We start from the raw sequence: 24,984 nt of genomic DNA, 5'->3' as shown, positions 1-24,984 counted from the left end.
CACCATTCGCAATTTTTATTACAAAAGCATGGCCTTGAAATCGTAAAATCAATATAGAAACCAGTTTTTATTTATTCTCAAATAAAAATTAATTTATTGATTTTACTAAATTTTAAAAGAAAATAATTTCCTATAAAATCCATCTACTTTAATCATTGGTGTTACAGAATGTTTCATCATTAATACATTTAACATTTCACCCTTGAACTGAACTTATTTTTTGACCACACTCCCCTTGGTTTTTCACCAAAATTGAAATTCATTTTTGTTGAAAAATTTGTACCTGTTACATCGGGCATAGGGATCGATAAATGCCCATGAAAATTCTATTCCAAGGAGACAGTGATAATGAAATACCTATTGCCTACAGCAGCTGCTGGATTGCTATTACTCGCGGCTCAACCCGCAATGGCCGCAAATACGGGCGGCTATGCCACTACGGATGGTGGAGAAGTGTCCGGTGCCGTGAAAAAAACGGCACGTTCTATGAAAGAAATTGTGGATATTATTGAAGCCGCACAAGTGGATTCAAAAGGCAAGAAAGTCAAAGGCGGTGCTTACCCGCTCATCATCACCTATAACGGTAATGAAGATTCATTAATCAAAGCGGCTGAAAAGAATATCTGCGGCCAGTGGAGCAAAGACGCTCGCGGCGTACAAATCAAAGAGTTCACTAAAGGCATTACGATTCAGGGCACCAATGGCTCATCTGCCAACTTCGGTGTTTGGATCGTGAATTCTTCTAACGTCGTGGTACGTAACATGCGCTTTGGCTATATGCCGGGCGGCGCGCAAGACGGCGATGCCATTCGTATCGATAACTCACCGAACGTCTGGATCGACCACAACGAGATCTTTGCCAAGAACTTTGAGTGTAAAGGTACGCCAGACAATGACACCACCTTTGAATCAGCGATTGATATCAAGAAAGGGTCAACTAACGTCACGGTATCCTACAACTATATTCATGGCATCAAGAAAGTTGGCCTGAGCGGCGCAAGCAATACAGATACGGGTCGTAACCTGACTTACCATCACAATATCTATCGCGATGTTAACTCACGTCTGCCGCTGCAGCGTGGTGGTCTGGTTCACGCGTACAACAACCTGTATGACGGCATCACCGGTTCAGGCTTTAACGTGCGTCAGAAAGGGATCGCGCTGATTGAAAGCAACTGGTTCGAAAATGCGCTCAACCCAGTGACAGCACGTAACGACAGTTCCAACTTCGGTACTTGGGAACTCCGTAGCAACAACATTACCAGCCCATCTGATTTTGCTAAATACAAAATCACCTGGGGCAAACCTTCCTCTCCTCACATCAATGCAGATGACTGGAAGAGTACTGGTAAGTTCCCTGCCATCTCCTATAAGTACACCCCAGTTTCTGCACAGTGTGTGAAGGATAAACTGGCAAACTATGCTGGCGTAGGCAAAAACCTGGCAGTACTGACAGCGGCTAACTGCAAATAAACGTGGTCAGGCTTTCTCTGTCGAATCAAGACAGGAAGCAATAAGCCTGAATGTTCCGCGGCCATGACTCTTCGCGCTAAGACATGGTTCTATCCGAGCGAGCTCTAAGAGCTCGCTCGTTTTTTATGGAACCTACGCATGAGAGTGGATATGCATTCCTAAAAAATATGCATACATTAAATACCAAGCTAATTATTTATAATATGAATTAATAGCTTGATTTATTAATACCTCCCCTTTAATTAATGATTAACCGATAGAAATAACAACAGTCCATCAACACGTGATTAATTAATAATTTGATCGGCATCAACTATTTCTGACACCATCATCTCAACGAGGAAATTTTACTTATTTATTGATGTCGCTCACAATTATCACCTCTATCAAATCGCATCCAACAACGAGTAATAAAACGAAATATAATTTTATTTTTCATAAAACTTCCGACATCTTGATTTTAGAAAAAATGAAAAAAATATTATCATTTAAAATAGTCACTTATTAATCTTTTGGATTTACGTCATTATTCAATCCATATATTTAATATTGAAATATTGAATTCTTTTACTTTTATGGTAAGAATTAATTGGGATTTCAATAAACCTTGATTCCATTTTTATTGAAACACCAAAATAATATAATCTGGGTTATGTGGATCATAAATGCCCAAACAAAAATTCTATTCCAAGGAGAGTACCCTAATGAAATATCTACTGCCTTCTGCAGCCGCTGGGCTGTTATTGCTTGCGGCCCAACCAACGATGGCGGCAAATACGGGGGGTTATGCCACCACTGACGGTGGTGACGTTGCCGGTGCCGTGAAAAAAACAGCACGCTCCATGCAAGATATTATTGATATCATCGAAGCCGCGAAGCTGGATTCCAATGGCAAGAAAGTGAAAGGTGGCGCTTACCCGCTTGTCATCACCTATAACGGTAATGAAGACGCGCTGATCAAAGCCGCTGAGGCCAACATCTGCGGCCAGTGGAGTAAGGATGCCCGAGGTGTAGAAATCAAAGAATTCACCAAAGGGATTACCATCATCGGAACCAATGGATCGTCCGCCAACTTCGGGATCTGGCTGACAAAATCATCCGATATCGTCATCCGTAATATGCGCTTTGGTTACATGCCGGGCGGCGCGCAAGACGGCGATGCGATTCGTATCGACAACACGCCGAACGTCTGGATTGACCACAACGAAATCTTCGCGAAAAACTTTGAATGCGCAGGTACAAAAGACGGTGACACGACATTCGAATCCGCGATTGATATTAAGAAAGCCTCGACCAACGTGACCATTTCGTACAACTACATTCATGGCATCAAAAAAGTGGGGCTGAGCGGCTTCAGCAGCAGCGATACGGGCCGTGACCTGACTTACCATCACAATATTTACGACGACGTTAACGCTCGCCTCCCGCTGCAACGTGGCGGCCAGGTTCATGCGTACAACAACCTGTATACCGGCATCACCAGTTCTGGCCTGAACGTGCGTCAGAAAGGGATTGCGCTGATCGAACGTAACTGGTTCGAGAATGCGAAAAACCCGGTGACCTCACGTTACGACGGTTCCAACTTCGGTACCTGGGAGCTGCGTAATAACAACGTCATGAGCCCAGCCGACTTCGCTAAATACAACATCACCTGGGATAAAGATGCCAAGCCCTACGTGAATGCGGAAGACTGGAAAAGCACTGGCACATTCGCTTCTGTTCCTTACAGCTACTCTCCGGTTTCGGCACAGTGCGTGAAGGACAAACTGGCGAACTATGCTGGCGTGAACAAAAATCTTGCTGTGCTGACGGCAGCAAATTGCAACTAGTTGCGATGTGCAAAGCATGAAAGGTAAATAAGCGGGCTTCAGGCTCCGACCCTCATTGTTCTGTGCTAACCGGAGCCTGCAAGCGAGCTTAACGCCCGTCGGTTTATCGTTCGGGCCGCGCCTGAGCGAGCCCTAAGGGCTCGCTCATTTTTATCGTTAATATTCAAGGAAATGAAATGAAACGTTCTCTTCTGTTCGCCGCACTGTTCAGCACCGGCTTAGTGTTTAGTGTTGGCATACCGATGGCGAGCGCCGCCACACCGGCTGCACCAGAGTTGAAAGGATTCGGAGCGGATACCGTAGCAGGCAGCGGTGGACGCATTATTCGCGTCACCACGCTGGCATCTTCTGGAGCAGGTTCACTCAGGGAAGCGCTGGCTGCCAAAGGTCCGCGCATTATCGTTTTTGAGGTTGGCGGCATTATCGACCTGAATAAAAGTGACCTTAGATTAAGCGAGCCATTTGTCACCATCGCTGGCCAAACCGCCCCCTCTCCCGGTATTACGATCATTCGTGGCGGAATGGGGATCAGCACACATGATGTGCTCATGCAGCATATTCGTTTTCGCATCGGCGATGCTGGGACGGGTAAAAAAAGCGGCTTTGAACGCGATGTTTCCATCAACGGCAAAGATGCCTACAACGTCGTGATCGACCACTCTAGTTTCGCCTGGGGTACGGACGAAAACCTGTCAATTTCCGGCCCACGCTATGACGGACCGCAGGGCACCGCACACCGCATCACACTTTCGAATAATATCGTTGCTGAAGGCCTATACGATTCGGCTCACACCAAAGGTATTCACTCGATGGGGACGCTGGTTCACGATAACGTGACCGACGTATCGATCGTGGGCAGCCTGTATGCGCACAACAACGAGCGCAATGCTTGGTTTAAAGCAGGTTCTACGGGTGTCATGGTCAATAACCTGATCTACAACCCCGGCATTTGGGGCGTTCGCGTCGGTGGAGTAAAAGGAGAGTGGGAAGGGAAAACCATGCCCGCCAGCCCACGCGTCTCCGTTGCGGGTAACGTGATGCACTACGGCGCAAATACCAAAGCAGGTTTAGGATTGGTAGGAAGCAACAGCTCCGGCGATGTCTGGATGTCAGATAACCTCGCGTACGATGCTCAGGGAAAAGCGGCACCGCAAACGTCAGGCAGCGGGATTAATTTACTCAAAGTGTCCCCTATTTGGCCAGCAGGCTTAACGGCATCACCGGCTAGCGCCGTCACCAATCAGGTACTGCAAGGCGCAGGCGCACGCCCTAAAGATCGTGATGCCGTTGATAAACGTATCGTGGAGAATTTCAAACAGCGGAAAGGTGGCTTCGTGAACAGCCAGGAAGACGTCGGCGGCTATCCCGTTGCAACAGCGACCTACCGTCAGCTGAACGTACCGAGCACTGGCGTAGATGCCTGGCTACAGCAGATGGCCAACGCGCTGGAATAAAACGGCGCTCATGGAATAGCAGAGTAAAATGCTAAAAGGCCACATCAGTGGCCTTTGTCGTATTCTCGGTTCTTTGCTTATCTATTTTGCCAATCCGGGCAGCACTTTCGCGGACTGAATCACGACTGGCGTGGTCGGCACGTTCTGGTAAGGCCCGACATTCTTCGTTGGCACCTGAGAGATCTTATCCACGACGTCCATGCCCTTCACTACTTTACCGAACACGGCGTAGCCAAAATCACGCTGGCCGTGATCGAGGAACGCATTGTCCGCGATGTTGATAAAGAACTGGCTGGTCGCACTGTCTTTATCAGACGTGCGCGCCATCGCAATCGTGCCGCGCTGGTTACGTAAACCGTTATCGGCTTCATTCTTGATCGGCGCATTCGTCGCTTTTTGGCTCATTTCGCCAGAAAAGCCGCCGCCCTGTACCATAAAGCCAGGGATCACACGGTGAAATGTCGTCCCGTTATAAAAACCGTTGTTAACGTACTCGACGAAATTTTTTACCGAAACCGGTGCCTTTTGATTATCTAAAGACAGTTCGATATTGCCCGCAGACGTCGTCAACAGCACACGTGTGGTGGCGTCGGAAGCCGCAAAGGCGGGAGAAAATGCCGTCAGTGAAATAAGGGCTGCCGCAGCAACCAGAGTACGTTTGAACATGAGAATTCCTTTTTGAAGAGGCCGACTACAGAAAGCGTAATGATTGTAAGTATCCGCACTCTTCAACGCTACCCATTTACCTTTTTTTACGTATAAAAGTCTGTTCGTAACCAACTGTGAGCAAAAACCTGTGCCCAAGATAAAAAAAGGGCCGATTGCTCGGCCCTCATCATGATGATTATCGCGCAGCGCGACGAGTCCATAAGTACCTAGCCCATGCGCTCCGAACGCACCGCCAGATCGCGGCTGTACTGACGGCTGGCGTCCACCAGCATGGAAGTATAGGCATCCTTCGGCATATCGCTGGTCAGGTCGTCGGTTTCCAGCGTTTCCAGTATCTTACCGTATTGCATCACCGCCACTTTATGGCACAGGTGGGAAATCACGCCCAAGTCATGCGTCACCATCAGGTAGGTCAGCTTTTCCTGCTGCTGCAACTCCGTTAGCAAATTGAGAATTTCCGCCTGCACCGACACATCCAGCGCCGACGTCGGCTCATCCAGCAGCAGAACTCTCGGCTCCAGAATCAGCGCTCGGGCAATCGCCACACGCTGACGCTGTCCACCCGAAAGCTGGTGCGGATAACGCCGGCGGAAGTGCGTTCCCAGCCCCACCTTCTCCAACAAGGTATCGATACGATCGTCACGATCGTCAAAGCGGTGGATCGACAGCGGCTCTTCCAGAATCGACTCCACGGTATGACGAGGATGCAGCGATCCGTACGGATCCTGAAACACCATCTGCACCCGGCGACAACGCGCCTGATCGATTCGGTGTGCCAGTTTCTTCCCGTCAATATGCAGCGTGCCTTCCCAATGATTAAAAAGCCCGGCCAGACACTTCAGCACTGTGGTTTTACCGGAACCCGATTCCCCTACCAGACCAAAGATATCGCCGTCGTTGACGGTAAGATTCACATCGTACAATACCTGATTCGCCGTGCTGCCCTGCCCAAAAGAGAGATTCAGGTTATTCACTTCGATCATCGGCTTGCGCTGACTCATTGCTTCAGTTGCCATGATTATCCCCTTTATCCATTGATCCAGGCTGGATCGCGATTCATCACCGGCAAACGCGGGCGTCGATGGTCGATATCCGGCAGCGAATTCAGCAGCCCACGCGTGTACGGATGCTGCGCGTTGTCCAGATCGGCGGCGGCAATGGATTCCACGACGCGTCCGGCATACATCACCAACACCCGATCGCAGAAGCTACGTACCAGATTGATATCGTGGCTGATGAAAATCAGCCCCAGACCGCGCTCGCTGACCAGATCGTCCAGCATCGCTAGCACTTGCAGTCGCACGGACACATCCAGTGCGGAGGTCGGTTCATCGGCAATCACGATTTCGGGTTCAGTAATCAGCATCATCGCAATCATGATGCGCTGCCCCTGTCCGCCCGAGATCTCATGAGGGTACAGATTGTATACGCGCTCTGGCTGACGAATACGTACCACGTCTAGCATCGCCATGACCTTTTCCTTCGCATCGCGGTGCGACACCCGATGGTGCGCCAGATAGGCTTCGGCAATCTGATCGCCAACGCACACCACCGGATTCAGCGAATATTTTGGGTCCTGCATAATCATGGAGATGCGCTTGCCGCGGATCTGACGCATCCGCGCCTCATCCGCTTTCAGCAGGTCGGTATCGCCGAAGCGCAGTTTATCCGCCGTAATCCGCGCGCTGTGCGGATGCAACTGCAACAGCGCACGGCCGACCGTCGATTTACCGGAGCCCGATTCGCCGACAATGGCCAGCTTTTCACAGCCCAGCGTAAAGGAGACGCCGCGCACGGCATCCGTCACAGCACCACGGTTCACGAAGCTTACCCGCAGATTTTCCACTTCCATCAGGGGCGAGCTTCCCGGCGCACGTTGAGAAGACTTATTCAGTTCTGGGATCGAGGATGTCACGTAGGCCGTCTCCAAGGAAGTTGAACGCCAGGCTGTTAATTAAAATCGCCAGCCCCGGAATAGTTACTAACCACCAGCACTCCATCATGTAACGACGACCCGCAGAGATCATCGCGCCCCATTCAGGATCGGGCGGCTGTGCCCCCAACCCCAGAAAGCCCAGACCCGCCGCTGTCAGAATGATGCCCGCCATATTCATCGTGATACGAATAATTACCGACGGCAGACACAGCGGCACAATGTGGTGCAGCAGGATGCGGATAGAGGATGCACCTTGCAGCTTCACGGCAGAAACAAAGTCCGCGTGACGCAGCGACAGCGTCTCCGCCCTTGCCAGACGGGCAATCGGCGGCCAGGCCGTCAGCGTAATCGCAATCACCACATGCTCCAGACCCGGGCCAAGCGCCGCAACGAACGCCAGCGCCAACACTAGGCTAGGGAACGAAATGAAGATATCGGTGATACGCATCAGGATGGTATCGACGATGCCGCCGTAATACCCTGCAACGACACCCAGCGCCAGCCCGATAGGCCCAACAGTGACCGACACCAGCGCCACGATATACAGCGTGATGCGTGAACCATAGACCAGACGACTAAACACATCGCGCCCAAACTCATCGGTGCCAAAGTAATGCGCCGCACTCGGAGCCTGTAACGCATTAGCCAAGTCCTGTACCAGCGGATCGTGCGTGGCGATCCACGGGGCAAAAATGGCGACCAGAATCAACATCAGCACAATCGCAGAACCAATCGCGGTCAGCGGATTGCGCATCATCGTCAAGAGAAACCCGCCGATTCGCGCACCGCGTAGCCGCAGGCGGCTCACACGTTTTTCCGGTGGTGTTCGCATTACCGATTCACGGCTGACCGGCGGCTCAGAGGAAATATTCATGCGTTCGTCCTCGGATCAAAGATTTGATACAACATGTCCGACAGCAGGTTAAGCGTCACGAAGATCAACCCGACTAGCAGCACACATCCCATAACCGCGTTCATATCCCCCAGCAGCAGGCTGCCTGTCAGATAGGAACCAAAGCCTGGCCATGAGAAGACCGTTTCGATCAGTACCGCCCCTTCCAGCAGCGAGCCATACGCCAGTGCCACTACCGTCAGAAGCTGAACCAGAATATTGCGAAACGCGTGCGCCCAGACAACGCGGAACTCAGACAGCCCTTTCACTCGCGCGGTAATGATGTATTCCTGCGAAAGCTGCGCCAGCATGAAGCTACGCGTCATACGGCTGATATAGGCCAGCGAGTGGAAACCGAGAATCGTGGCTGGCAACACCAGATGGTTCAGCGCGCTGCGGAACACATCCCACTCGCCCGCCAGTAGCGAATCTACCAGCAGTAGACCGGTACGGTTCTCCACCAGACCGTCGTAGGCCATATCAACCCGTCCGGCACCGCCAACCCAGTTCAGCCAGGCGTAGAACACCAGCAGCCCCATCATCCCGACCCAGAATATCGGTGTGGAATAACCGGCCAGACTGATAAAGCGCACCACATAGTCTGCCCACTTGCCGCGTCGTGCCGCAGCCAACACGCCTAGCGGTATGCCCAGACCAGCACCGACGATAATCGCCATCGTTGCCAACTCAACGGTCGCTGGGAAAACGCGGATAATGTCATCCATAACCGGCCGTCCAGTCAGGAGCGCATTGCCCAGATCTCCATGCATCAGCGAATTGAAGTAAATAAAGAACTGCACATACAGCGGCTTATCCAACCCCAGCTGTTGGTAAACCTGTTGATAGGTACTTTGGTCGGCATCCTGTCCGACAATAGCCAGGACTGGATCGATTGGCATCACGCGGCCGATCACGAAGGTCAGGATTAATAACCCGAACAGCGTGACAACGACCTGAAACAGACGTTTTGCCAAACGACGCAGTACTCCACCCGGCTTGATCCAATCAGAGAAAACCATGTTCTTTCTCCTGATATCCCGGTGAGCGGCGACAACAAACCACCACTCACGCGGTTATCTCTTTTTAACGTATCTGATCGGGATGATTAGCCGGGAATGTATCGGCTAATCATCCGGTTTAACATGTGGACACTAGCGCTGCTTATACACCTCACGCAGATGCGTCGTAGAAGACGGATGCGGCACATAGCCTTTCACGTCCTTACGCAACACCACAGAATCGATCATCTGCGACACCGGAATGATGGCCGGGAACAGTTCTTCATAGCGATTCTGCACGTTGATATACATCTGCTTCTGTTTCTGAGGATCTTTCTCCAACAGCGCCTGATCGATCATGTCGTTCAGAGGCTTGTCGTAGAAAGAGGTGCGCCAGCCCTGGAAGTTGGTCAGTTTGGCTTCGTCGCTGTTATCCGGGTTATAGACAACAGAACGCAGGCTGGAGTGAGGATGCGGATCGACGCCACCGCCGCCGCGGCCGACCAGCATATCGAAGTTACGATCGCGCATCGCGCCGTAAACCTGATTACCGGTGCCGGAGATGATTTTGGCTTTGATGCCCGCCTGTGCCAGCGTGGACTGTACCGACGTCGCCAAATTCAGGAACGGCTGATCGGACAGGACACGCAGCGTGGTTTCAAATCCATTCGGGTAGCCCGCTTCGGCCAGTAGCGCCTTGGCGCGTGGCACATCCAGCTTGTAGCCAGGATCCGGCAACGTCGCATCCATCCCTTTCTGGATAGGGCGCTGATGATAGAAACCATAGCCAGGCATTACCGTCTTATTGACGCCATCGTAATCAATCAGGTAACGAACTGCTTCGCGCACTTTCGGTTTAGCGAAGTATTCGTTTTTCAGGCTCATTGCAACATAGTACAGCGTGCCTTTTTTCACCTCATCAACCACAACGTCTTTATCTTGTTTCAATGCATTGATATCCGGCACCGACATCCCAGAGGCAACATCAATATCGCCTTTTTCAATCATCAGGCGCAGCGCCTGTGACTCGGTCATGTGACGGAAAATCACGCGGCGCATTTTCGCGTCGCCCTGCCAGTTGTTCTCAACCTTGCTGATGCGCAGCACGTCTTTCGCCTGCCACACGTCCAGCTTGAACGGGCCGGAACCCGCTTCATTCGTGGTCAGCCAGCCATTACCCCAGTCACCATTTTTCTCATGCTGCATAACCGTTTTGCTATCCAGCACCGAGCCGCTACCCAGCGTCGCCAGCGAGTAGAGCACCAGTTTTGGATCGTTCGGTTTTGGCAGTTCGATTTCAACGGTGTGTGCGTCTTTGGCGCGGATCATTTTCTCCACGTTTTCCGCAGTGAAGCCGTAGGATTTCCACGTCGTGGCCTGTGCCATGTTGAGGTTAAGCAGACGCTTCATCGACCAGGCAAAGTCTTGCGCCGTCACGGGGTTACCGGAATGGAACTTGGCGTTATCAACCAGATTGAAGGTAATGACGTTGCCCGCCTCATTGACGCTCCAGCTTTTCGCCAGAGAAGGCTGGATGCTACTCAGGTTGGCGGGATCCAGCACCACCAGCGAGTCATAGAGGTTGACGATAATGCCCACCACTTCATTACCGGTCATGGCGGCCGGATCGAGTGAGAGCATGTTGTTCATGTTCATCCCCACGATCAGCTGATCGTCAGGGGTTTTTGCCGATAGAATGGCCGGCGTGGCGGCCATGCAGAGTGAACCTAACAGCAGGGTACGGAGTATTGCTCGTGCTTTCATCATTATTCTCCAAGGTGTGGGAGCATGGAAGACGACAACTTTTTATTTTTTAGGTAAGGCTATCTTTCAGATCGAACAAAAAACCATTAGAACAAAACGTTATTCTTTACTTAGGGTATGCTCCTCAATCCAGTCAAAATTAATATCTTCTCCCAACCCCGGACGTTGCGGCAGATGCACAAAGCCCTCGTTGTCCATTGGATCGACAATCGAATTCAGATACGCAGCAGGTTCGTCATAATCGAGGAAAGGGTGCAGCAGCCCGCGCTCATACCAGCGACAGTTTTTGATCGCCCCAACGACGTTGAGGTTTGGCGCACCGTTACCGTGAACTTCGCAGTCCATACCGAAGGATTCTGCCAGGCTCGCGACCTTCATACACGGCCAGAGACCGCCCACGCCTTGCACGCCCGCACGTAAAATGTCGCATGCGCCTTCTTTAACCCAGTCAGCACGACTGAAGTATTTGCCTGACAGACTTTCCGGCCCGATAACATCGATATCCAGGCTCTTGGTCAGCCAGCTGTAAGACGCCATGCTTTGTTCTTCCATCGGCTCTTCAAACCAGGTGAAATCGAGCTTTTGCAGTTCACGGCCGATATACAACGCATCGCTACGGCTGTACCAGTGGTAACCATCCAGCATCAGACAGATATCCGGGCCAACCGCTTCACGTACTGCCGCACAGGCTTGTACGTCAATCTTCGGGCTAGGCGCGAATGACACCGGCGGCATCCAGGTATGCAACTTGATGGCTTTATAGCCGCGCTGCACCAGCTTTTCTGCGAACTGACCGTATTCCTCTGGCGTAGATAAGCCACCTTCCAGCTCATCACCACACATGGTGCTGCCGTAAGCAGGGACTTTTTCACGATAGCCGCCGAGCAGTTTATGCACCGGCATATTCAGCACGCGACCTTGCAGATCCCACAAAGCGGATTCCACAATCGACAGCGCACGGTCGGTCAGTTGGTTGGCGCTACCGCGTTGCCAGTGCACCAGATCCTGCCACAGGCGCTCACGATCGAACGGGTTCTGCCCGATCAGCACTTTGCGGAAGAAAGCATTAACGATATGAGGACGAATCACTTCCGGCGGAGCGAAAGCGTAACCTTTTTGACCGTCATCTGCCGTGATGGTTAACAGCGCCATCTTGGCCTGATTCTCGGCTCCCGGGTGTGAATGACCCGCACTGTCGGAAACCCGGCGTGTGGGATAAGTGAAGACGGTGACATCAATTGATTCTATTTTCACGTTGTTACCTGCCTTGATGTTTAACACAACTCATGTACACGATGACGAATGTAAGCCACATAAATAATTAAAGAATAACTTCACTAACTGTGTTGGTCCTGTCGATAAAAAACATCGCTATCTTTCTGGTACGGCCTCATAAGTCGATCAACATCACAGAAAAGAAATAGCGTGCTAATTAAAAAAAAATGCCGTTTTATTTTCAATTATTAAGGTTGCGACGCCGTTAGTCATTAGGCAATTTCTTCCATATGACGAAATTATGTCGCCGATAACTGTGCAATTGCACATAAACCTGTGAGCATTATCACCAGAAAATTTCATATCCTTATTAAACAAATGGATAATCCCTTAGTTTTATTTTTAAACGCTCAGGAACGTGAATGATTGACGAGAGGGACGATTACTCTGATAGCAGATTGGCCGCTAACCAGTCGGCTTCTGACCAAAAGCGTGCTATAGGTCTCATTTTTGTCAGTCGCTAAAACCCCAACAAAAACCAAGGCTTAAGAAAAAATAAGCAAAATCAGCAAGATACTCATAAAGTAGTATATAAAAGACAATTTGATGTACATCAATAAGCGCCCACGGTGGAGCGATAAGGTAGCCTCAGAAGAAGCAATTTTGAGGCAAAAATGAACAAAGTCAGACTCGCTGTTATCGGTAACGGGATGGTTGGCCACCGTTTTATCGAAGAGTTGCTGGATAAGGCCCCAACGTCCACCTACGATATTACCGTTTTTTGTGAAGAACCCCGCGTCGCCTACGATCGTGTCCACCTCTCTTCTTACTTCGCACACCACACGGTAGAAGAGCTCTCTTTAGTACGCGAAGGCTACTACGAAAAAAATGGCGTTAAAGTCCTGCTCGGTGAACGCGCCATCACCATCAACCGCAGTGAAAAAGCCATTCACTCCAATTCCGGCCGTACCGTGTATTACGACAAGTTAATCATGGCCACCGGCTCCTATCCGTGGATCCCGTCAATCAAAGGATCAAACGGGCAAGACTGTTTCGTGTACCGCACGATTGAAGACCTGAACGCCATCGAAAACTGCGCACGCCGCAGCAAACGCGGTGCGGTGATCGGCGGAGGTCTATTAGGTCTGGAAGCTGCTGGCGCACTGAAACACCTTGGCGTGGAAACGCACGTCATTGAGTTCGCTCCCGTGCTCATGGCCGAACAGCTGGATGCACAGGGCGGCGCCCTGCTGCAACGCAAGATTGAAAACATGGGTGTGCGTGTGCACACCAGCAAGAATACGCAGGCCATTCAGCATTCCGGTCTGGAAAACCGCAAGACGATGGTGTTTGCCGACGGCAGCACGCTGGAAGTCGACTTTATCGTGTTCTCTACCGGTATCCGTGCACAGGACAAACTGGCGCGCCAGTGTGCGCTGGAAATCGGCCCACGCGGCGGTATCGCGATTAACGACTGGTGCCAAACCTCCGACCCAGACGTCTACGCTATCGGCGAATGCGCCGCCTGGCAGGGCCGTCCATTTGGGCTGGTCGCACCCGGTTACAAGATGGCGCAGGTTACCGTCGACCACCTGTTAGGGCATGAAAACCGATTCCAGGGTGCCGACATGAGCGCCAAGCTCAAGCTGATGGGCGTCGATGTCGGCGGGATTGGCGACGCACACGGCCATACGCCGGGCTCTCGCAGCTACATGTGGCTGGATGAAAATAAAGAAACCTACAAACGTCTGATCGTCAGCGCCGACAATAAAACGCTGCTCGGTGCGGTACTGGTCGGCGACACGCGGGATTACGGCAACCTGCTGCAATTCATGCTGAACAAGATCCCGCTGCCAGATTCTCCTGAAGCACTGATTCTTCCTGCATCCGCTGGCAGTGCGAAACCGACGCTGGGTGTCGATGCTCTGCCGGAAAGTGCGCAAATCTGCTCCTGCTTCGACGTGTCTAAAGGCGATATCATCAAAGCGATTAACGGCGGCTGTCATACCGTCGCGGCGCTTAAGGAAACCACCAAAGCCGGTACGGGCTGCGGCGGCTGTATCCCGCTACTTACGCAGGTGTTGAACGCGGAACTCAGCAAGCAGGGGATCGAAGTCAATAATCACCTGTGTGAACACTTCGCCTATTCGCGCCAAGAGCTGTACCACCTGATCCAAATCGAAAAAATCAAAACGTTCGATCAACTGCTGGAGAAACACGGTTCAGGTTACGGCTGTGAGGTCTGCAAACCGACCGCTGCGTCCCTGCTGGCTTCCTGCTGGAACGAGTACGTGCTCAAACCGCAGCATACGCCGTTGCAGGATTCCAACGATAACTTCCTCGGCAATATCCAGAAAGACGGCACTTACTCCGTGATCCCACGCTCCGCAGGCGGGGAAATCACACCGGATGGCCTGATCGCCATTGGTCGCATCGCGAAGCAATACAACCTGTACACCAAAATGACTGGCTCTCAGCGCATGGCGCTATTTGGCGTACAGAAAGACGATCTGCCTGACGTGTGGGCTCAGCTCATCGAAGCCGGATTTGAAACTGGCCACGCTTACGCCAAGGCGTTACGTATGGCAAAAACCTGCGTCGGCAGCACCTGGTGCCGCTTTGGCGTCGGCGACAGCGTGGGCTTTGGCGTAGAATTAGAAAACCGCTACAAAGGTATCCGCACGCCGCACAAAATGAAATTTGGCGTCTCCGGCTGTACGCGGGAATGTGCAGAAGCACAGGGCAAAGACGTGGGGATTATCGCCACCGAAAAAGGCTGGAACCTCTATGTATGTGGTAACGGCGGGATGAAACCACGCCACGCCGACCTGCTGGCAGCCGACTTAGATCGCGAAACGGTAGTCCGCTATCTGGACCGCTTCATGATGTTCTACATCCGTACAGCCGATAAGCTCCAGCGTACGTCCGTCTGGCTGGATAACCTCGAAGGCGGCATCGACTATCTGCGCAATGTGATTGTGAAAGACAAGCTGGGTATTAACGATCAGCTTGAAGCCGATATCGCACGGCTGCGAGAAGGCTATATCTGCGAATGGCAGGCGACGCTGGAAGATCCTGAAGCACAGAAACGCTTTGCTCACTTCATTAACAGCCCAGAACGTGACCCGAATGTGCAAATGGTGGGTGAACGTCAACAACACCGTCCGGCGCGCCCTGCCGAGCGCATTCCGGTGAAACAGATTGAACTGGAAGGGGAAAGCGCATGAGCCAGTGGACAACCGTATGTAAGTTAGACGACATCCTGCCCGGCACTGGCGTTTGCGCCCTCGTCGAGCAGCAACAGATTGCTGTGTTCCGTCCACGTAACGATGAGCAGGTTTACGCCATCAGCAATATCGATCCGTTCGCGCAGGCGAGCGTGTTAAGCCGTGGGATAGTGGGCGAACATCAAGGCGATCTTTGGGTCGCAAGCCCATTGAAAAAACAGCATTTCCGCCTTTATGATGGCTTCTGTCTGGAGGATGGAGCCTATTCTGTTGCAGCTTATGATACTCAGGTAACAAGCGGTAATGTGCAAATATCTATCGCAGACCGTGACATCGCGGTTGATAATAGCCAACCATTACCCTAATAACCTGAGCTTTCAAGAGGCGTTACATGGATTACCTACCAATATTCTGTCAGTTGCACGATAAACCTTGTCTATTGGTAGGAGGGGGTGAAATAGCCGAGCGTAAAGCCCGGCTATTGCTGGATGCTGGCGCAGTGATTACCGTCAATGCGCTCGATTTTAACGATCAATTTCGAGCGTGGGAGCAGGATGCTCAATTAACGCTGGTACACGGCACCTTCGATCCCACGTTACTGGACAAGGTGTGGCTGGTGATTGCCGCCACCGACGATCAGGACGTCAATAACCATGTCTATGCCAGCGCCAGTGAGCGCCGGATTTTCTGTAACGTGGTTGATTCACCAGAACGCGCCAGCTTCATTATGCCGTCGATCATTGATCGTTCACCGCTGATGGTCGCGGTGTCTTCTGGCGGTGCCGCACCAGTATTGGCTCGGCTACTGCGGGAAAAACTGGAAAGTATTCTGCCGCAAAATCTCGGTAAGCTGGCGACATACGCAGGCGAATTGCGCAGTCGGGTCAAAAGCCGGTTCCGCAATATGAGCGCGCGCCGCCGCTTCTGGGAAAAGCTCTTCGTACACGATCGGCTGGCGCAGGCTCTGGCAAACGACAATAGCCAAAGCGTTAACCAACTGACGGAACTGCTTTTCTCCGCGCCGCTTGATGACCGGGGTGAGGTGACGCTGGTCGGCGCCGGGCCGGGCGACGCAGGATTACTGACGCTGAAAGGGCTACAGCATCTCCAACAGGCCGACATCGTCGTTTACGATCGACTGGTATCGAAAGAGATTCTCAATCTGTCACGCCGTGACGCCGAGCGAATCTTCGTCGGCAAAGCCTCTGGCTATCACAGCGTTCCTCAGGATCAAATCAATCAGTTGCTGGAAGAAAAGGCACGCGCCGGTCATCGGGTCGTCAGGCTGAAAGGCGGCGACCCCTTTATCTTCGGCCGTGGTGCCGAAGAGCTGGAATACCTGCAACAGGCGGGCATACCGTTCTCCGTCGTCCCCGGTATTACTGCCGCGTCGGGCTGTTCAGCCTACAGCGGTATCCCACTCACCCATCGCGATCACTCGCAGGGCGTCAGGCTGATCACCGGACACGTCAAGCACGACACCGATCTGGACTGGTCCAGCCTCGCAGCGGAAAAACAGACGCTGGTGTTTTACATGGGCCTTCAGCAGGCTGAGCACATTCAAAGTAAGCTCATCGAACAGCAGTTACCGGAAACCGTGCCTGTCGCGATTATCGAAAACGGCACCTCAACCAAACAGCGCGTTCTGAGTGGACAGCTCTCCCAACTGAGCGAATTAGCGCAGCAGGCCAGCAGCCCGAGTTTGATCATCATCGGCAACGTTGTCGGGCTGCGGGAAAAATTGAGCTGGTTCTCTGACCAGACAGCATAATCCTCTCCCTATCGCCCTACTCACCCGCTATCCGCTCTGCCGGATAGCGGTTATTGCACCATCATAATGCAATGCTCCGCCAGATAGCATAACAATGCACTATTTTGAACATGCTCCCTTACAAAATGTCACTTTAATGCTTTACCGCAGGCCACATCTGCCTTATTTTGACTAAAACAAAACCCATTAATAAGCAGACTATATGAATAAATAATCAATAATCGTTTACGTAAAACGTGGCCCGACTATTGCTTAGCTTTCTAATAGATTCGCGGCACGACCTCTGAATCGTTCCTATCGAACCGATTTCATCGTCAAGCCATCGTGGTTTATCGAAATTAGTGCCTCATCTAACGAGTCCATATCGAAGGGTGATACATCGCGTCATTACGTATTTCTACTTTCGTTCCTGAACGGAGTATGTAGTCCTCTCATCACAAAAACAGTTCTGTTCAGCAGAACAATAAGCAAGCAGTTTGGAGTCACTTGTGGAAGACGTTACTTTCTGGCAGCTCATCAGTTTTGGTGAACATGGCTGGGGGAAATTATTACTGATTGGGGCAGGAATGACGCTCGCACTGGCGATCGGCGGCTTCCTGCTGGGAGCGGTGATCGGCACGATCGGTGCCTGGTCCAAAATTTGCGGCAATCGCCCTGTGCGCTATCTGGCCGATGGCTACACAACGCTTATCCGTGGCGTCCCCGACCTACTCATCATCTACCTGCTGTATTTCGGCGGCAGCTCTGCGTTAACCCTGCTCGCCAAACTGTTTGGCAGCAATGAGTTCTTTGGCTTTCCCGGCTTCCTCGCCGGAGTAATCGCCGTCGGCATTTCCTCCGGCGCACAGCAGACGGAAGTCTACCGTGGTGCCTTCTACGCAGTGTCCAAAGGGGAAATTGAAGCCGCCAAAGCCTGCGGTATGCCAACGCTACTGCGCCTGCGCCGCATCATCATACCGCTCCTGCTGCGCCACGCGATCCCCCCACTCGGCAACGTGTGGCAGCTGGTGCTGAAAACCTCTGCGCTGGTTTCCGTTACCGGTGTCGCAGAGCTAATGACGCAGTCGCAAACGGGGGCGGGTTCTACCGGTAAACCGTTTGATTTCTTCATGGCGGCCGCGCTGCTGTATCTGGCTATCTCAATCTGTTCCGGCTGGATTATGCGCCGTGCTGAGTCTCATTATTCCCGGGGTGTGAAACGCTGATGGATTTTCCTTTTCTGTACGAAACGTTTCTGGAGATTATTCCCGGTATCCCGTTAACTCTGCAACTGGCGGTCAGCTCGGTCTTTCTGGGCTTCTTTCTGGCGCTAGGCTTGGCGTTGATGCAGCTGTCATCCTTTGCCGTACTGCGCTCCATTGCCCGGACCTACGTGCTGTTTTTCCGCGGTACGCCGCTGCTGGTCCAGCTGTTCCTGATTTACTACGGGCTGGGACAATTCACCTGGGTTCGGGAAAGTATGCTTTGGCCATTCCTGCGAGAACCGCACTGGTGCGCCCTGCTGTCGCTCAGCCTGTGTACCGGTGCCTATGCCAGTGAAATTATCCGTGGCGGGTTGCAGTCCGTTCCAGTTGGCCAGATCGAATCGGCACGCGCCTGCGGCATGCCGTCGTTCATGATTTTCAAGCGTATCGTTTTTCCGCTGGCAATTCGTCAGGCGCTCCCAGCTTACGGCAACGAACTGATCTCGATGGTCAAATCGACCTCGCTGGCTTCCATCATCACGCTGATGGAAATCACTGGGATCGCGGCACGCCTCATCGCGGAAACCTACCGGGCGCTCGAAGTGTTCCTGGTCGCTGGTGCTATTTATCTGTTTATTAACCTTATTCTGACACGTTTACTGATGTGGACAGAATTTACACTTACCCCTCATCTCCGTGCGCCGGGTGCGCAACCGGCAGCGAAAAAAATTAAGAAATTGGGAGATCTGCAATGACGACACCCGCCATTAGCCTGCGCAACATTCATAAAAGCTTCGGCTCTCTGGACGTCCTGAAAGGGATTTCGATTGAGGCCAATCAGGGGGAAGTCATCTCAATTCTGGGATCGTCCGGTTCAGGTAAATCGACGCTGCTGCGCTGTAGCAACCTGCTTGAGCTTCCCGATCAGGGCGAGATTATCGTCGGCGGAGAAGCGATTGAAATGAAGCCGAACCGCAAAGGACAGAACCGTCCGTCGAACCTCAAACAAATCGACAGAATTCGTACCCAGTTGGGCATGGTGTTCCAGAATTTTAACCTCTGGTCACACAAGACCGTGCTGGAAAACATCATCGAAGCGCCCGTGCACGTCTTGAAGCGTCCACAGGCGGAGTGCGTGGAACACGCCGAACAGCTGTTAGAGAAAGTCGGTCTGGCGGATAAGCGTCACTACTATCCCGCACATTTGTCTGGTGGACAGCAGCAGCGCGCCGCAATTGCCCGCGCGCTCGCGATGGAACCGAAAGTGATGCTGTTTGATGAGCCGACCTCCGCGCTCGACCCAGAGCTGGTCGGCGAAGTGCTGCGCGTCATGCGCACGCTGGCGGACGAAGGGATGACCATGCTGGTCGTGACTCACGAAATGGATTTTGCCCGCGAAGTCTCCAACCGCATCGTCTTCCTCCATCAGGGGGAAATTGAAGAACAGGGAACGCCGGAGCACGTTTTCACTGCCAGCCAGTCGGCTCGCTTCCGGCAATTTATTGCCAGTTGGTAAACACAACCCCACCACTCTCGTTACAGTGGTGGGAAATAAACAAAATATAACGATATAAAACGCCAGGAGAACACCAATGATCAAATCAAAACTCACACTGCTCGCCTGCTCGCTGTGTATGGCAGGAACGCTGGCTGCCTCATTCACCGCCTCAGCGGAAGAGAAAAAATGGACGACCGTCCGCATCGCGACCGAAGGCGCTTACCACCCGTATAACTTCACCAAACCAGACGGTACGCTGGATGGTATGGAGATCGAGCTGTACAAAGTGCTGTGTAACAACATGCAGGTGAAATGCGAGATCATGGTTCAGCCCTTCGCCAGTGCTATTCCTGCGCTGAACGCGGGTAAATATGACGCGATCATTGCAGGCATGTCCGCCACAGCGAAACGTCGTGAAGTGATCGATTTCAGCCAGCCGTACACGCAGGCAGGGCAGACTTTCGCCGTGCTGAAATCCAGCTCACTCGCCAAAGATTTCCCAGACGCGGGTGTACGTTTCTCCATTGAGCCCGCCGATGAAGCGAAAGCACTGGCAGAGGTTGAGAAGCTGAAACCGCTGCTGGAAGGCAAAACTATTGGCGTGCAATCTGCTTCTATCGCCAGCGCCTTTTTGGATAAATACATGAAAGGCGTGATGAAAGTACGCGAATATAAAACCACACAGGAACACGATCTGGATCTGAAAGCAGGCCGTGTGGATCTGGTCATCGCTTCCGCGCCTTACCTGAAAAGCACAACGGACAAACCGGGCAATGAGAACATCGTGATGCCAGGGCCACAGTTCATCGGCGGCATTCTGGGCAGCGGCTCTTCCGTTGGCCTGCGTAAAAGCGATCCTGAGCTGAAAGCTATGTTCGACAAGGCAATCGATCAGGCTAAACAAGACGGTACCATCAGAAAGCTGAGCGAAAAATGGTTCGGCATGGACACCACACCGCTCTAAGCGTTACCCAATCGCTAAATCGCGTGTCATGGCTGACTGGCTGTGACACGCCCCTCGCCAATGCCATCAGAAAAATCAAACGAGCACACCACGCATGAATGCAACACACACTGAAGGAACGCTGCCGGCCGTTAATCGCCAGAACGTGGAAGAGATCTGCGATCTGATTGCCACCAAGCGACAGCAGTTCTGTACGCTGAGCGACGGCATCTGGGATACGCCGGAACTGAACTACGAAGAGCATCGTTCGGCGGCACAGCACGAAGCCATCCTGAAAGCAGAAGGCTTCCGTCTGACGAAAGGCATCGCCGACATGCCGACCGCACTGCTGGGTGAATTCGGCGAAGGTCTGCCGATTATCGCCATTCTGGGTGAATACGATGCGCTGCCGGGCCTGAGCCAGCAGGCGAATGTCGCTGAACCAAAACCGCTGGAAAACGGTGGCAACGGCCACGGCTGCGGACATAACCTGCTCGGCACCGCGGCACTACAGGCGGCTACGGCAGTGAAAGATTATCTGCAAAAGCACGCTCTGGCTGGAACCGTACGCTTTTACGGCTGCCCTGCGGAAGAAGGCGGATCGTCCAAAGGCTTTATGGTCAAGGAAGGCGTTTTTAACGATGTCGATATCGCCCTCTGCTGGCACCCGGCGACCTTCACCGGCGTCAACAGCCCGGTATCGCTGGCCTGTAACGAACTGAATTTTTACTTCAAAGGTCGTGCGGCTCATGCCGCCAGCAGCCCACATCTGGGACGCAGCGCGCTGGATGCCGTGGAACTCATGAACGTTGGCGTGAATTACATGCGCGAACACATGCCGTCCTCTGCCCGCATCCACTATGCGATTACCGACAGCGGTGGCCACGCCCCGAACGTCGTTCAGGCCAACGCCACCGTGCGTTACCTCGTACGGGCACGTCAGTTGCCGGAACTGCACCAGTTGGTCAAACGCGTGAAGAAAATTGCCGAAGGTGCAGCGCTGATGACGGAAACCGAAGTCAGCAGCGAAGTGATTAGCGGTGATGCCAATCTGCTGGCGAACCCGCCGCTGGAAGCGCGTATGCACGAACATCTGCTGGCGCTCGGCCCGATACCGTTCGATGACGAAGACCGCAAAATGGCAGCGATGTTCCAGACCGCGCTGAGCGCCGAAGACATTGCCGAATCCTACGCGCGTTTCGGCGTTAAACCGCAGCCGGGTTTAACGCTACACGACGGAATTTATCCGCTGTATAGCCCGAATGACGCCTTCATCGGCTCTACCGACGTGGGGACGGTCAGTTGGGTTGTGCCGACCGTGCAGATTCGCAGCGCCACTTACGCCATCGGCACACCAGCGCATTCGTGGCAGTTGGTCGCACAGGGAAAAACCGGTGCCGCACACAAGGGCACGGAATACGCGGCGAAAGCGATGGCCTCACTGGCTATCGACCTGCTGGTCACGCCCGAACTGATTGCACAGGCAAAAGCCGACCATCAGGAAAGATTGCAGCAGACACCGTTTGAGAACCCGATTCCAGACGACGTGTTTCCGCCTATCCCACAGGGATAAGGTAGCGGATTCGAAGGGATAGATAAGCAGTAGCAGGAAACCGTCAGGAGAGAGTCTCCTGACGGTAATTAAGACTTACGGGCGGCCAACAAAACCGATAGCGTCGTAGACTTTCTTCAACGTTTCCTGTGCGCGAGCACTGGCTTTGTCAGCCCCTTCACGCATGATCTGTTGCAGGAAAGCCTCATCGTTACGGTAGCGGTGATAACGTTCTTGCAGCTCAGACAGCATACCGGATACGGCATCCGCCACCGCGCCTTTCAGGTGACCATACATCTGGCCGTTAAATTCCTGCTCCAGCTCAGGGATGGGTTTTCCCGTCACGCCAGACAGAATATCCAACAGGTTTGATACCCCAGCTTTATTCGCCACGTCATAGCGAATGACGGGTGGCTCGTCGGAATCCGTCATCGCGCGTTTGATCTTCTTCACCACCGCTTTCGGATCTTCCAGCAGCCCGATAACGTTATTGCGGTTATCGTCAGACTTGGACATCTTCTTGGTCGGTTCCAGCAGCGACATCACGCGGGCACCCGATTTCGGAATGAACGGCTCTGGTACTTTGAAAATGTCGCCATACAGGCTGTTGAAGCGCTGACCGACGTCGCGGCTCAGTTCCAAATGCTGCTTCTGATCTTCACCCACTGGCACCTGATTCGTTTGGTACAGCAGGATATCCGCCGCCATCAGCACCGGATAACTAAACAGACCGGCGTTGATGTTCTCTTCATAACGTGCGGATTTATCCTTGAACTGCGTCATGCGGCTCAGTTCGCCGAAATACGCGTAGCAGTTCAGTATCCAGCTCAGTTGGCTGTGCTCAGGCACGTGCGACTGAACAAAAATGGTGCTCTTTTTCGGATCGATGCCACAGGCCAGATACAACGCCAGCGTATCCAGCGTCGCTTTTCTCAGCGCCTGCGGATCCTGACGTACCGTGATGGCATGCAAATCCACAATGCAATAGATGCAGTCATAATCGTCCTGCATGTTGACCCACTGACGTAACGCCCCCATGTAGTTACCAATGGTCAATTCACCAGACGGCTGCGCACCGCTAAATACAATGGGCTTGCTCATACTAAGGGTTCCTGATTGTGTGAAGAAGAATGCCCGATCAGGGGCAAAATATCGGCAAAACGATCCAGAACGACATCCGGCTGACTCAGCTCGATCGCTTCACCATAGTTATAACCATACGTCATGCCGACACTGCGGCAGCTCGCCGCCTGTGCCGCCTGAATATCATTGCGGGAATCGCCGATGAACAGGAGTTCGCTGGCACGCAGCCCCAGCTTACCGAGCACCAAATAGAGCGGCGCAGGATGCGGCTTTTTCACAATGACGTCATCACCACCGATGATCAGCGAGAAATAGTCGCTGATCCCTAATCCTGCCAGCAACGGCGCAACGAACGGCGTGGGTTTATTGGTCACCACTGCCATCGGAATGCCCTGCTGCGCCAACTGCGCCAGCGTCTCTTTTACCTGTGGGAACAGCGTGCTGCCGCTATCCACCGTCTGCGCGTAATAGCTATCGAACCGCTCACGGGTTTCCTGCAAGCGTGCAGCAGTTGGCTCAACGCCAGCCCAGCGCAGCGCCCGTTCAACCATCACATCCGCACCGTTACCAATCCAGGTTGCGACACGGGCTTCGCCCGCAGCAGGCAACGACTGCGCCACTAAGGCCTGATCGATCGCCGCCGCCAGACCCGGAGCACTGTGAACCAGCGTCCCGTCCAAATCAAAAGCCAACCCGCGAATCGCGGTGAATTCAGTCATGTGTCGTCCTTGAAATTTCACTACGCATTTGATCAATGACGGCACGGTAATCTGGATGACCAAAAATAGCCGATCCCGCCACAAACATATCTGCGCCTGCTTCAGCAATCGCGCCGATATTTTCTACTTTTACGCCGCCATCGACTTCCAGTCGAATGTCGTAACCGCTGTCGTCGATCAAGCGACGAACCTGACGCAGTTTATCCAGCGTGCTGGGAATAAAGGACTGGCCGCCAAATCCAGGGTTAACCGACATCAGCAGAATGATGTCCAGCTTATCCATGACGTAATCGAGATAGCTCAGCGGTGTAGCCGGGTTAAACACCAGCCCGGCTTTGCAGCCGTGATCTTTGATCAGTTGCAGTGAACGATCGAGATGATCCGTGGCTTCGGGATGAAAGGTAATGAAACTGGCACCTGCGTTAGCGAAATCCGGGATGATACGATCGACCGGTTTCACCATCAGGTGAACGTCAATCGGCGCGGTAATGCCGTAATCGCGCAGGGATTTCAGGACCAGTGGGCCAATCGTCAAATTTGGCACATAGTGGTTATCCATGACATCAAAATGGACCACATCAGCCCCGGCAGCCAATACGTTAGCGGTATCTTCACCAAGACGGGCAAAATCAGCCGACAAAATGGACGGCGCGATTAAAAACGGTTTCATTCATTTCTCCAAACGGTAAAGTCTGAATGCCTGCGGGTAACCTATTCCCGGCTAATGACGCCTCTCAGACGGCATTAACCGATTCACCGCGCTCTGTTTACCCCAAA

21 protein-coding genes are annotated in these 24,984 nt (G+C 52.7%); 11 read left to right on the top strand and 10 right to left on the bottom strand.

From position 1 onward, the window contains the following. Positions 1-348 precede the first annotated feature (348 nt). The 3 genes from pelB (at position 349) to pelZ (ending at position 4,756) form a co-directional block, all read left to right on the top strand. Complete coding sequence (pelB, locus tag K7X24_RS09995; RefSeq protein ID WP_224554637.1) at positions 349-1,473, top strand: pectate lyase PelB; 1,125 nt, start codon at positions 349-351, stop codon at positions 1,471-1,473. 704 nt (positions 1,474-2,177) lie between these two features. Then, positions 2,178-3,302 (top strand): pectate lyase PelC, encoded by a 1,125-nt coding sequence (pelC, locus tag K7X24_RS09990; protein WP_224554635.1) that lies wholly within the window; start codon positions 2,178-2,180, stop codon positions 3,300-3,302. 176 nt (positions 3,303-3,478) lie between these two features. Then, a complete protein-coding gene (gene pelZ / locus K7X24_RS09985) occupies positions 3,479-4,756 on the top strand; it encodes a pectate lyase PelZ (protein ID WP_224554633.1) in 1,278 nt (425 codons plus the stop codon). A gap of 81 nt (positions 4,757-4,837) precedes the next feature. Here the strand turns inward: pelZ and ppiA are convergent, their stop codons facing one another. The 7 genes from ppiA to K7X24_RS09950 form a co-directional block, all read right to left on the bottom strand. Next, positions 4,838-5,422 (bottom strand): peptidylprolyl isomerase A, encoded by a 585-nt coding sequence (gene ppiA / locus K7X24_RS09980; protein ID WP_103862633.1) that lies wholly within the window; start codon positions 5,420-5,422, stop codon positions 4,838-4,840. 209 nt (positions 5,423-5,631) lie between these two features. Continuing rightward, complete coding sequence (locus K7X24_RS09975; protein WP_170310727.1) at positions 5,632-6,408, bottom strand: ABC transporter ATP-binding protein; 777 nt, start codon at positions 6,406-6,408, stop codon at positions 5,632-5,634. Between the two features lie 44 nt (positions 6,409-6,452). Then, positions 6,453-7,340, bottom strand: coding sequence for an ABC transporter ATP-binding protein (locus K7X24_RS09970; RefSeq protein WP_080726795.1), 888 nt, complete (start codon positions 7,338-7,340; stop codon positions 6,453-6,455). After that, positions 7,312-8,193: an ABC transporter permease gene (locus K7X24_RS09965; protein WP_100018545.1), complete on the bottom strand. Its 882-nt coding sequence runs from the start codon at positions 8,191-8,193 to the stop codon at positions 7,312-7,314. The genes K7X24_RS09970 and K7X24_RS09965 overlap by 29 nt, the downstream gene beginning before the upstream one ends. 38 nt (positions 8,194-8,231) lie before the next feature. After that, positions 8,232-9,272: an ABC transporter permease gene (locus tag K7X24_RS09960; protein ID WP_010297086.1), complete on the bottom strand. Its 1,041-nt coding sequence runs from the start codon at positions 9,270-9,272 to the stop codon at positions 8,232-8,234. A 132-nt stretch (positions 9,273-9,404) separates the two neighbouring features. Further along, positions 9,405-11,015, bottom strand: a complete 1,611-nt coding sequence (locus K7X24_RS09955) for an ABC transporter substrate-binding protein (RefSeq protein ID WP_224554690.1) — start codon at positions 11,013-11,015, stop codon at positions 9,405-9,407. Positions 11,016-11,114: 99 nt separating this feature from the next. Further along, complete coding sequence (locus K7X24_RS09950; RefSeq protein WP_103199182.1) at positions 11,115-12,269, bottom strand: mandelate racemase family protein; 1,155 nt, start codon at positions 12,267-12,269, stop codon at positions 11,115-11,117. Positions 12,270-12,904: 635 nt separating this feature from the next. Here K7X24_RS09950 and nirB point away from each other — a divergent pair. The 8 genes from nirB to K7X24_RS09910 all read left to right on the top strand — a co-directional run bounded on the left by nirB (position 12,905) and on the right by K7X24_RS09910 (position 22,426). Beyond that, complete coding sequence (gene nirB / locus K7X24_RS09945) at positions 12,905-15,457, top strand: nitrite reductase large subunit NirB (RefSeq protein ID WP_039546638.1); 2,553 nt, start codon at positions 12,905-12,907, stop codon at positions 15,455-15,457. Then, a complete protein-coding gene (gene nirD / locus K7X24_RS09940) occupies positions 15,454-15,822 on the top strand; it encodes a nitrite reductase small subunit NirD (protein WP_224554631.1) in 369 nt (122 codons plus the stop codon). The genes nirB and nirD overlap by 4 nt, the downstream gene beginning before the upstream one ends. 26 nt (positions 15,823-15,848) lie before the next feature. Further along, positions 15,849-17,228, top strand: coding sequence for a siroheme synthase CysG (cysG, locus tag K7X24_RS09935; RefSeq protein WP_125233184.1), 1,380 nt, complete (start codon positions 15,849-15,851; stop codon positions 17,226-17,228). 488 nt (positions 17,229-17,716) lie between these two features. Continuing rightward, complete coding sequence (locus tag K7X24_RS09930; RefSeq protein ID WP_224554629.1) at positions 17,717-18,433, top strand: ABC transporter permease; 717 nt, start codon at positions 17,717-17,719, stop codon at positions 18,431-18,433. Then, entirely contained in the window at positions 18,433-19,167 is a 735-nt protein-coding gene (locus K7X24_RS09925) for an ABC transporter permease (RefSeq protein WP_010277633.1), read from the top strand. The genes K7X24_RS09930 and K7X24_RS09925 overlap by 1 nt, the downstream gene beginning before the upstream one ends. After that, entirely contained in the window at positions 19,164-19,928 is a 765-nt protein-coding gene (locus K7X24_RS09920) for an ABC transporter ATP-binding protein (protein WP_010277637.1), read from the top strand. Before K7X24_RS09925 ends, K7X24_RS09920 begins: the two co-directional genes overlap by 4 nt. 76 nt (positions 19,929-20,004) lie before the next feature. Then, positions 20,005-20,874, top strand: coding sequence for a transporter substrate-binding domain-containing protein (locus K7X24_RS09915; protein ID WP_039508552.1), 870 nt, complete (start codon positions 20,005-20,007; stop codon positions 20,872-20,874). Positions 20,875-20,968: 94 nt separating this feature from the next. Continuing rightward, on the top strand, positions 20,969-22,426 hold the full coding sequence (locus K7X24_RS09910; RefSeq protein ID WP_039508553.1) for a M20 family metallopeptidase: 1,458 nt from the start codon (positions 20,969-20,971) through the stop codon (positions 22,424-22,426). Between the two features lie 75 nt (positions 22,427-22,501). On the opposite strand, the gene trpS is transcribed toward K7X24_RS09910, so the two are convergent. The 3 genes from trpS to rpe are packed head-to-tail and all read right to left on the bottom strand — an operon-like array spanning position 22,502 to position 24,877. Further along, positions 22,502-23,506 (bottom strand): tryptophan--tRNA ligase, encoded by a 1,005-nt coding sequence (gene trpS / locus K7X24_RS09905; protein WP_180775783.1) that lies wholly within the window; start codon positions 23,504-23,506, stop codon positions 22,502-22,504. Further along, positions 23,503-24,207, bottom strand: a complete 705-nt coding sequence (locus K7X24_RS09900; protein ID WP_224554627.1) for a phosphoglycolate phosphatase — start codon at positions 24,205-24,207, stop codon at positions 23,503-23,505. Before K7X24_RS09900 ends, trpS begins: the two co-directional genes overlap by 4 nt. Then, the gene (gene rpe, locus K7X24_RS09895) at positions 24,200-24,877 is read right to left on the bottom strand and encodes a ribulose-phosphate 3-epimerase (RefSeq protein ID WP_010297113.1); all 678 of its coding nucleotides are present in this window, start codon (positions 24,875-24,877) and stop codon (positions 24,200-24,202) included. The genes K7X24_RS09900 and rpe overlap by 8 nt, the downstream gene beginning before the upstream one ends. Between the last annotated feature and the right edge of the window lie 107 nt (positions 24,878-24,984).

The organism is Pectobacterium versatile (assembly GCF_020166435.1).
Lineage (GTDB): Bacteria > Pseudomonadota > Gammaproteobacteria > Enterobacterales > Enterobacteriaceae > Pectobacterium > Pectobacterium versatile.
The sequence above is the reverse complement of the archived record's forward strand: the minus strand, read 5'-3'. Positions and strand labels throughout refer to the sequence as shown.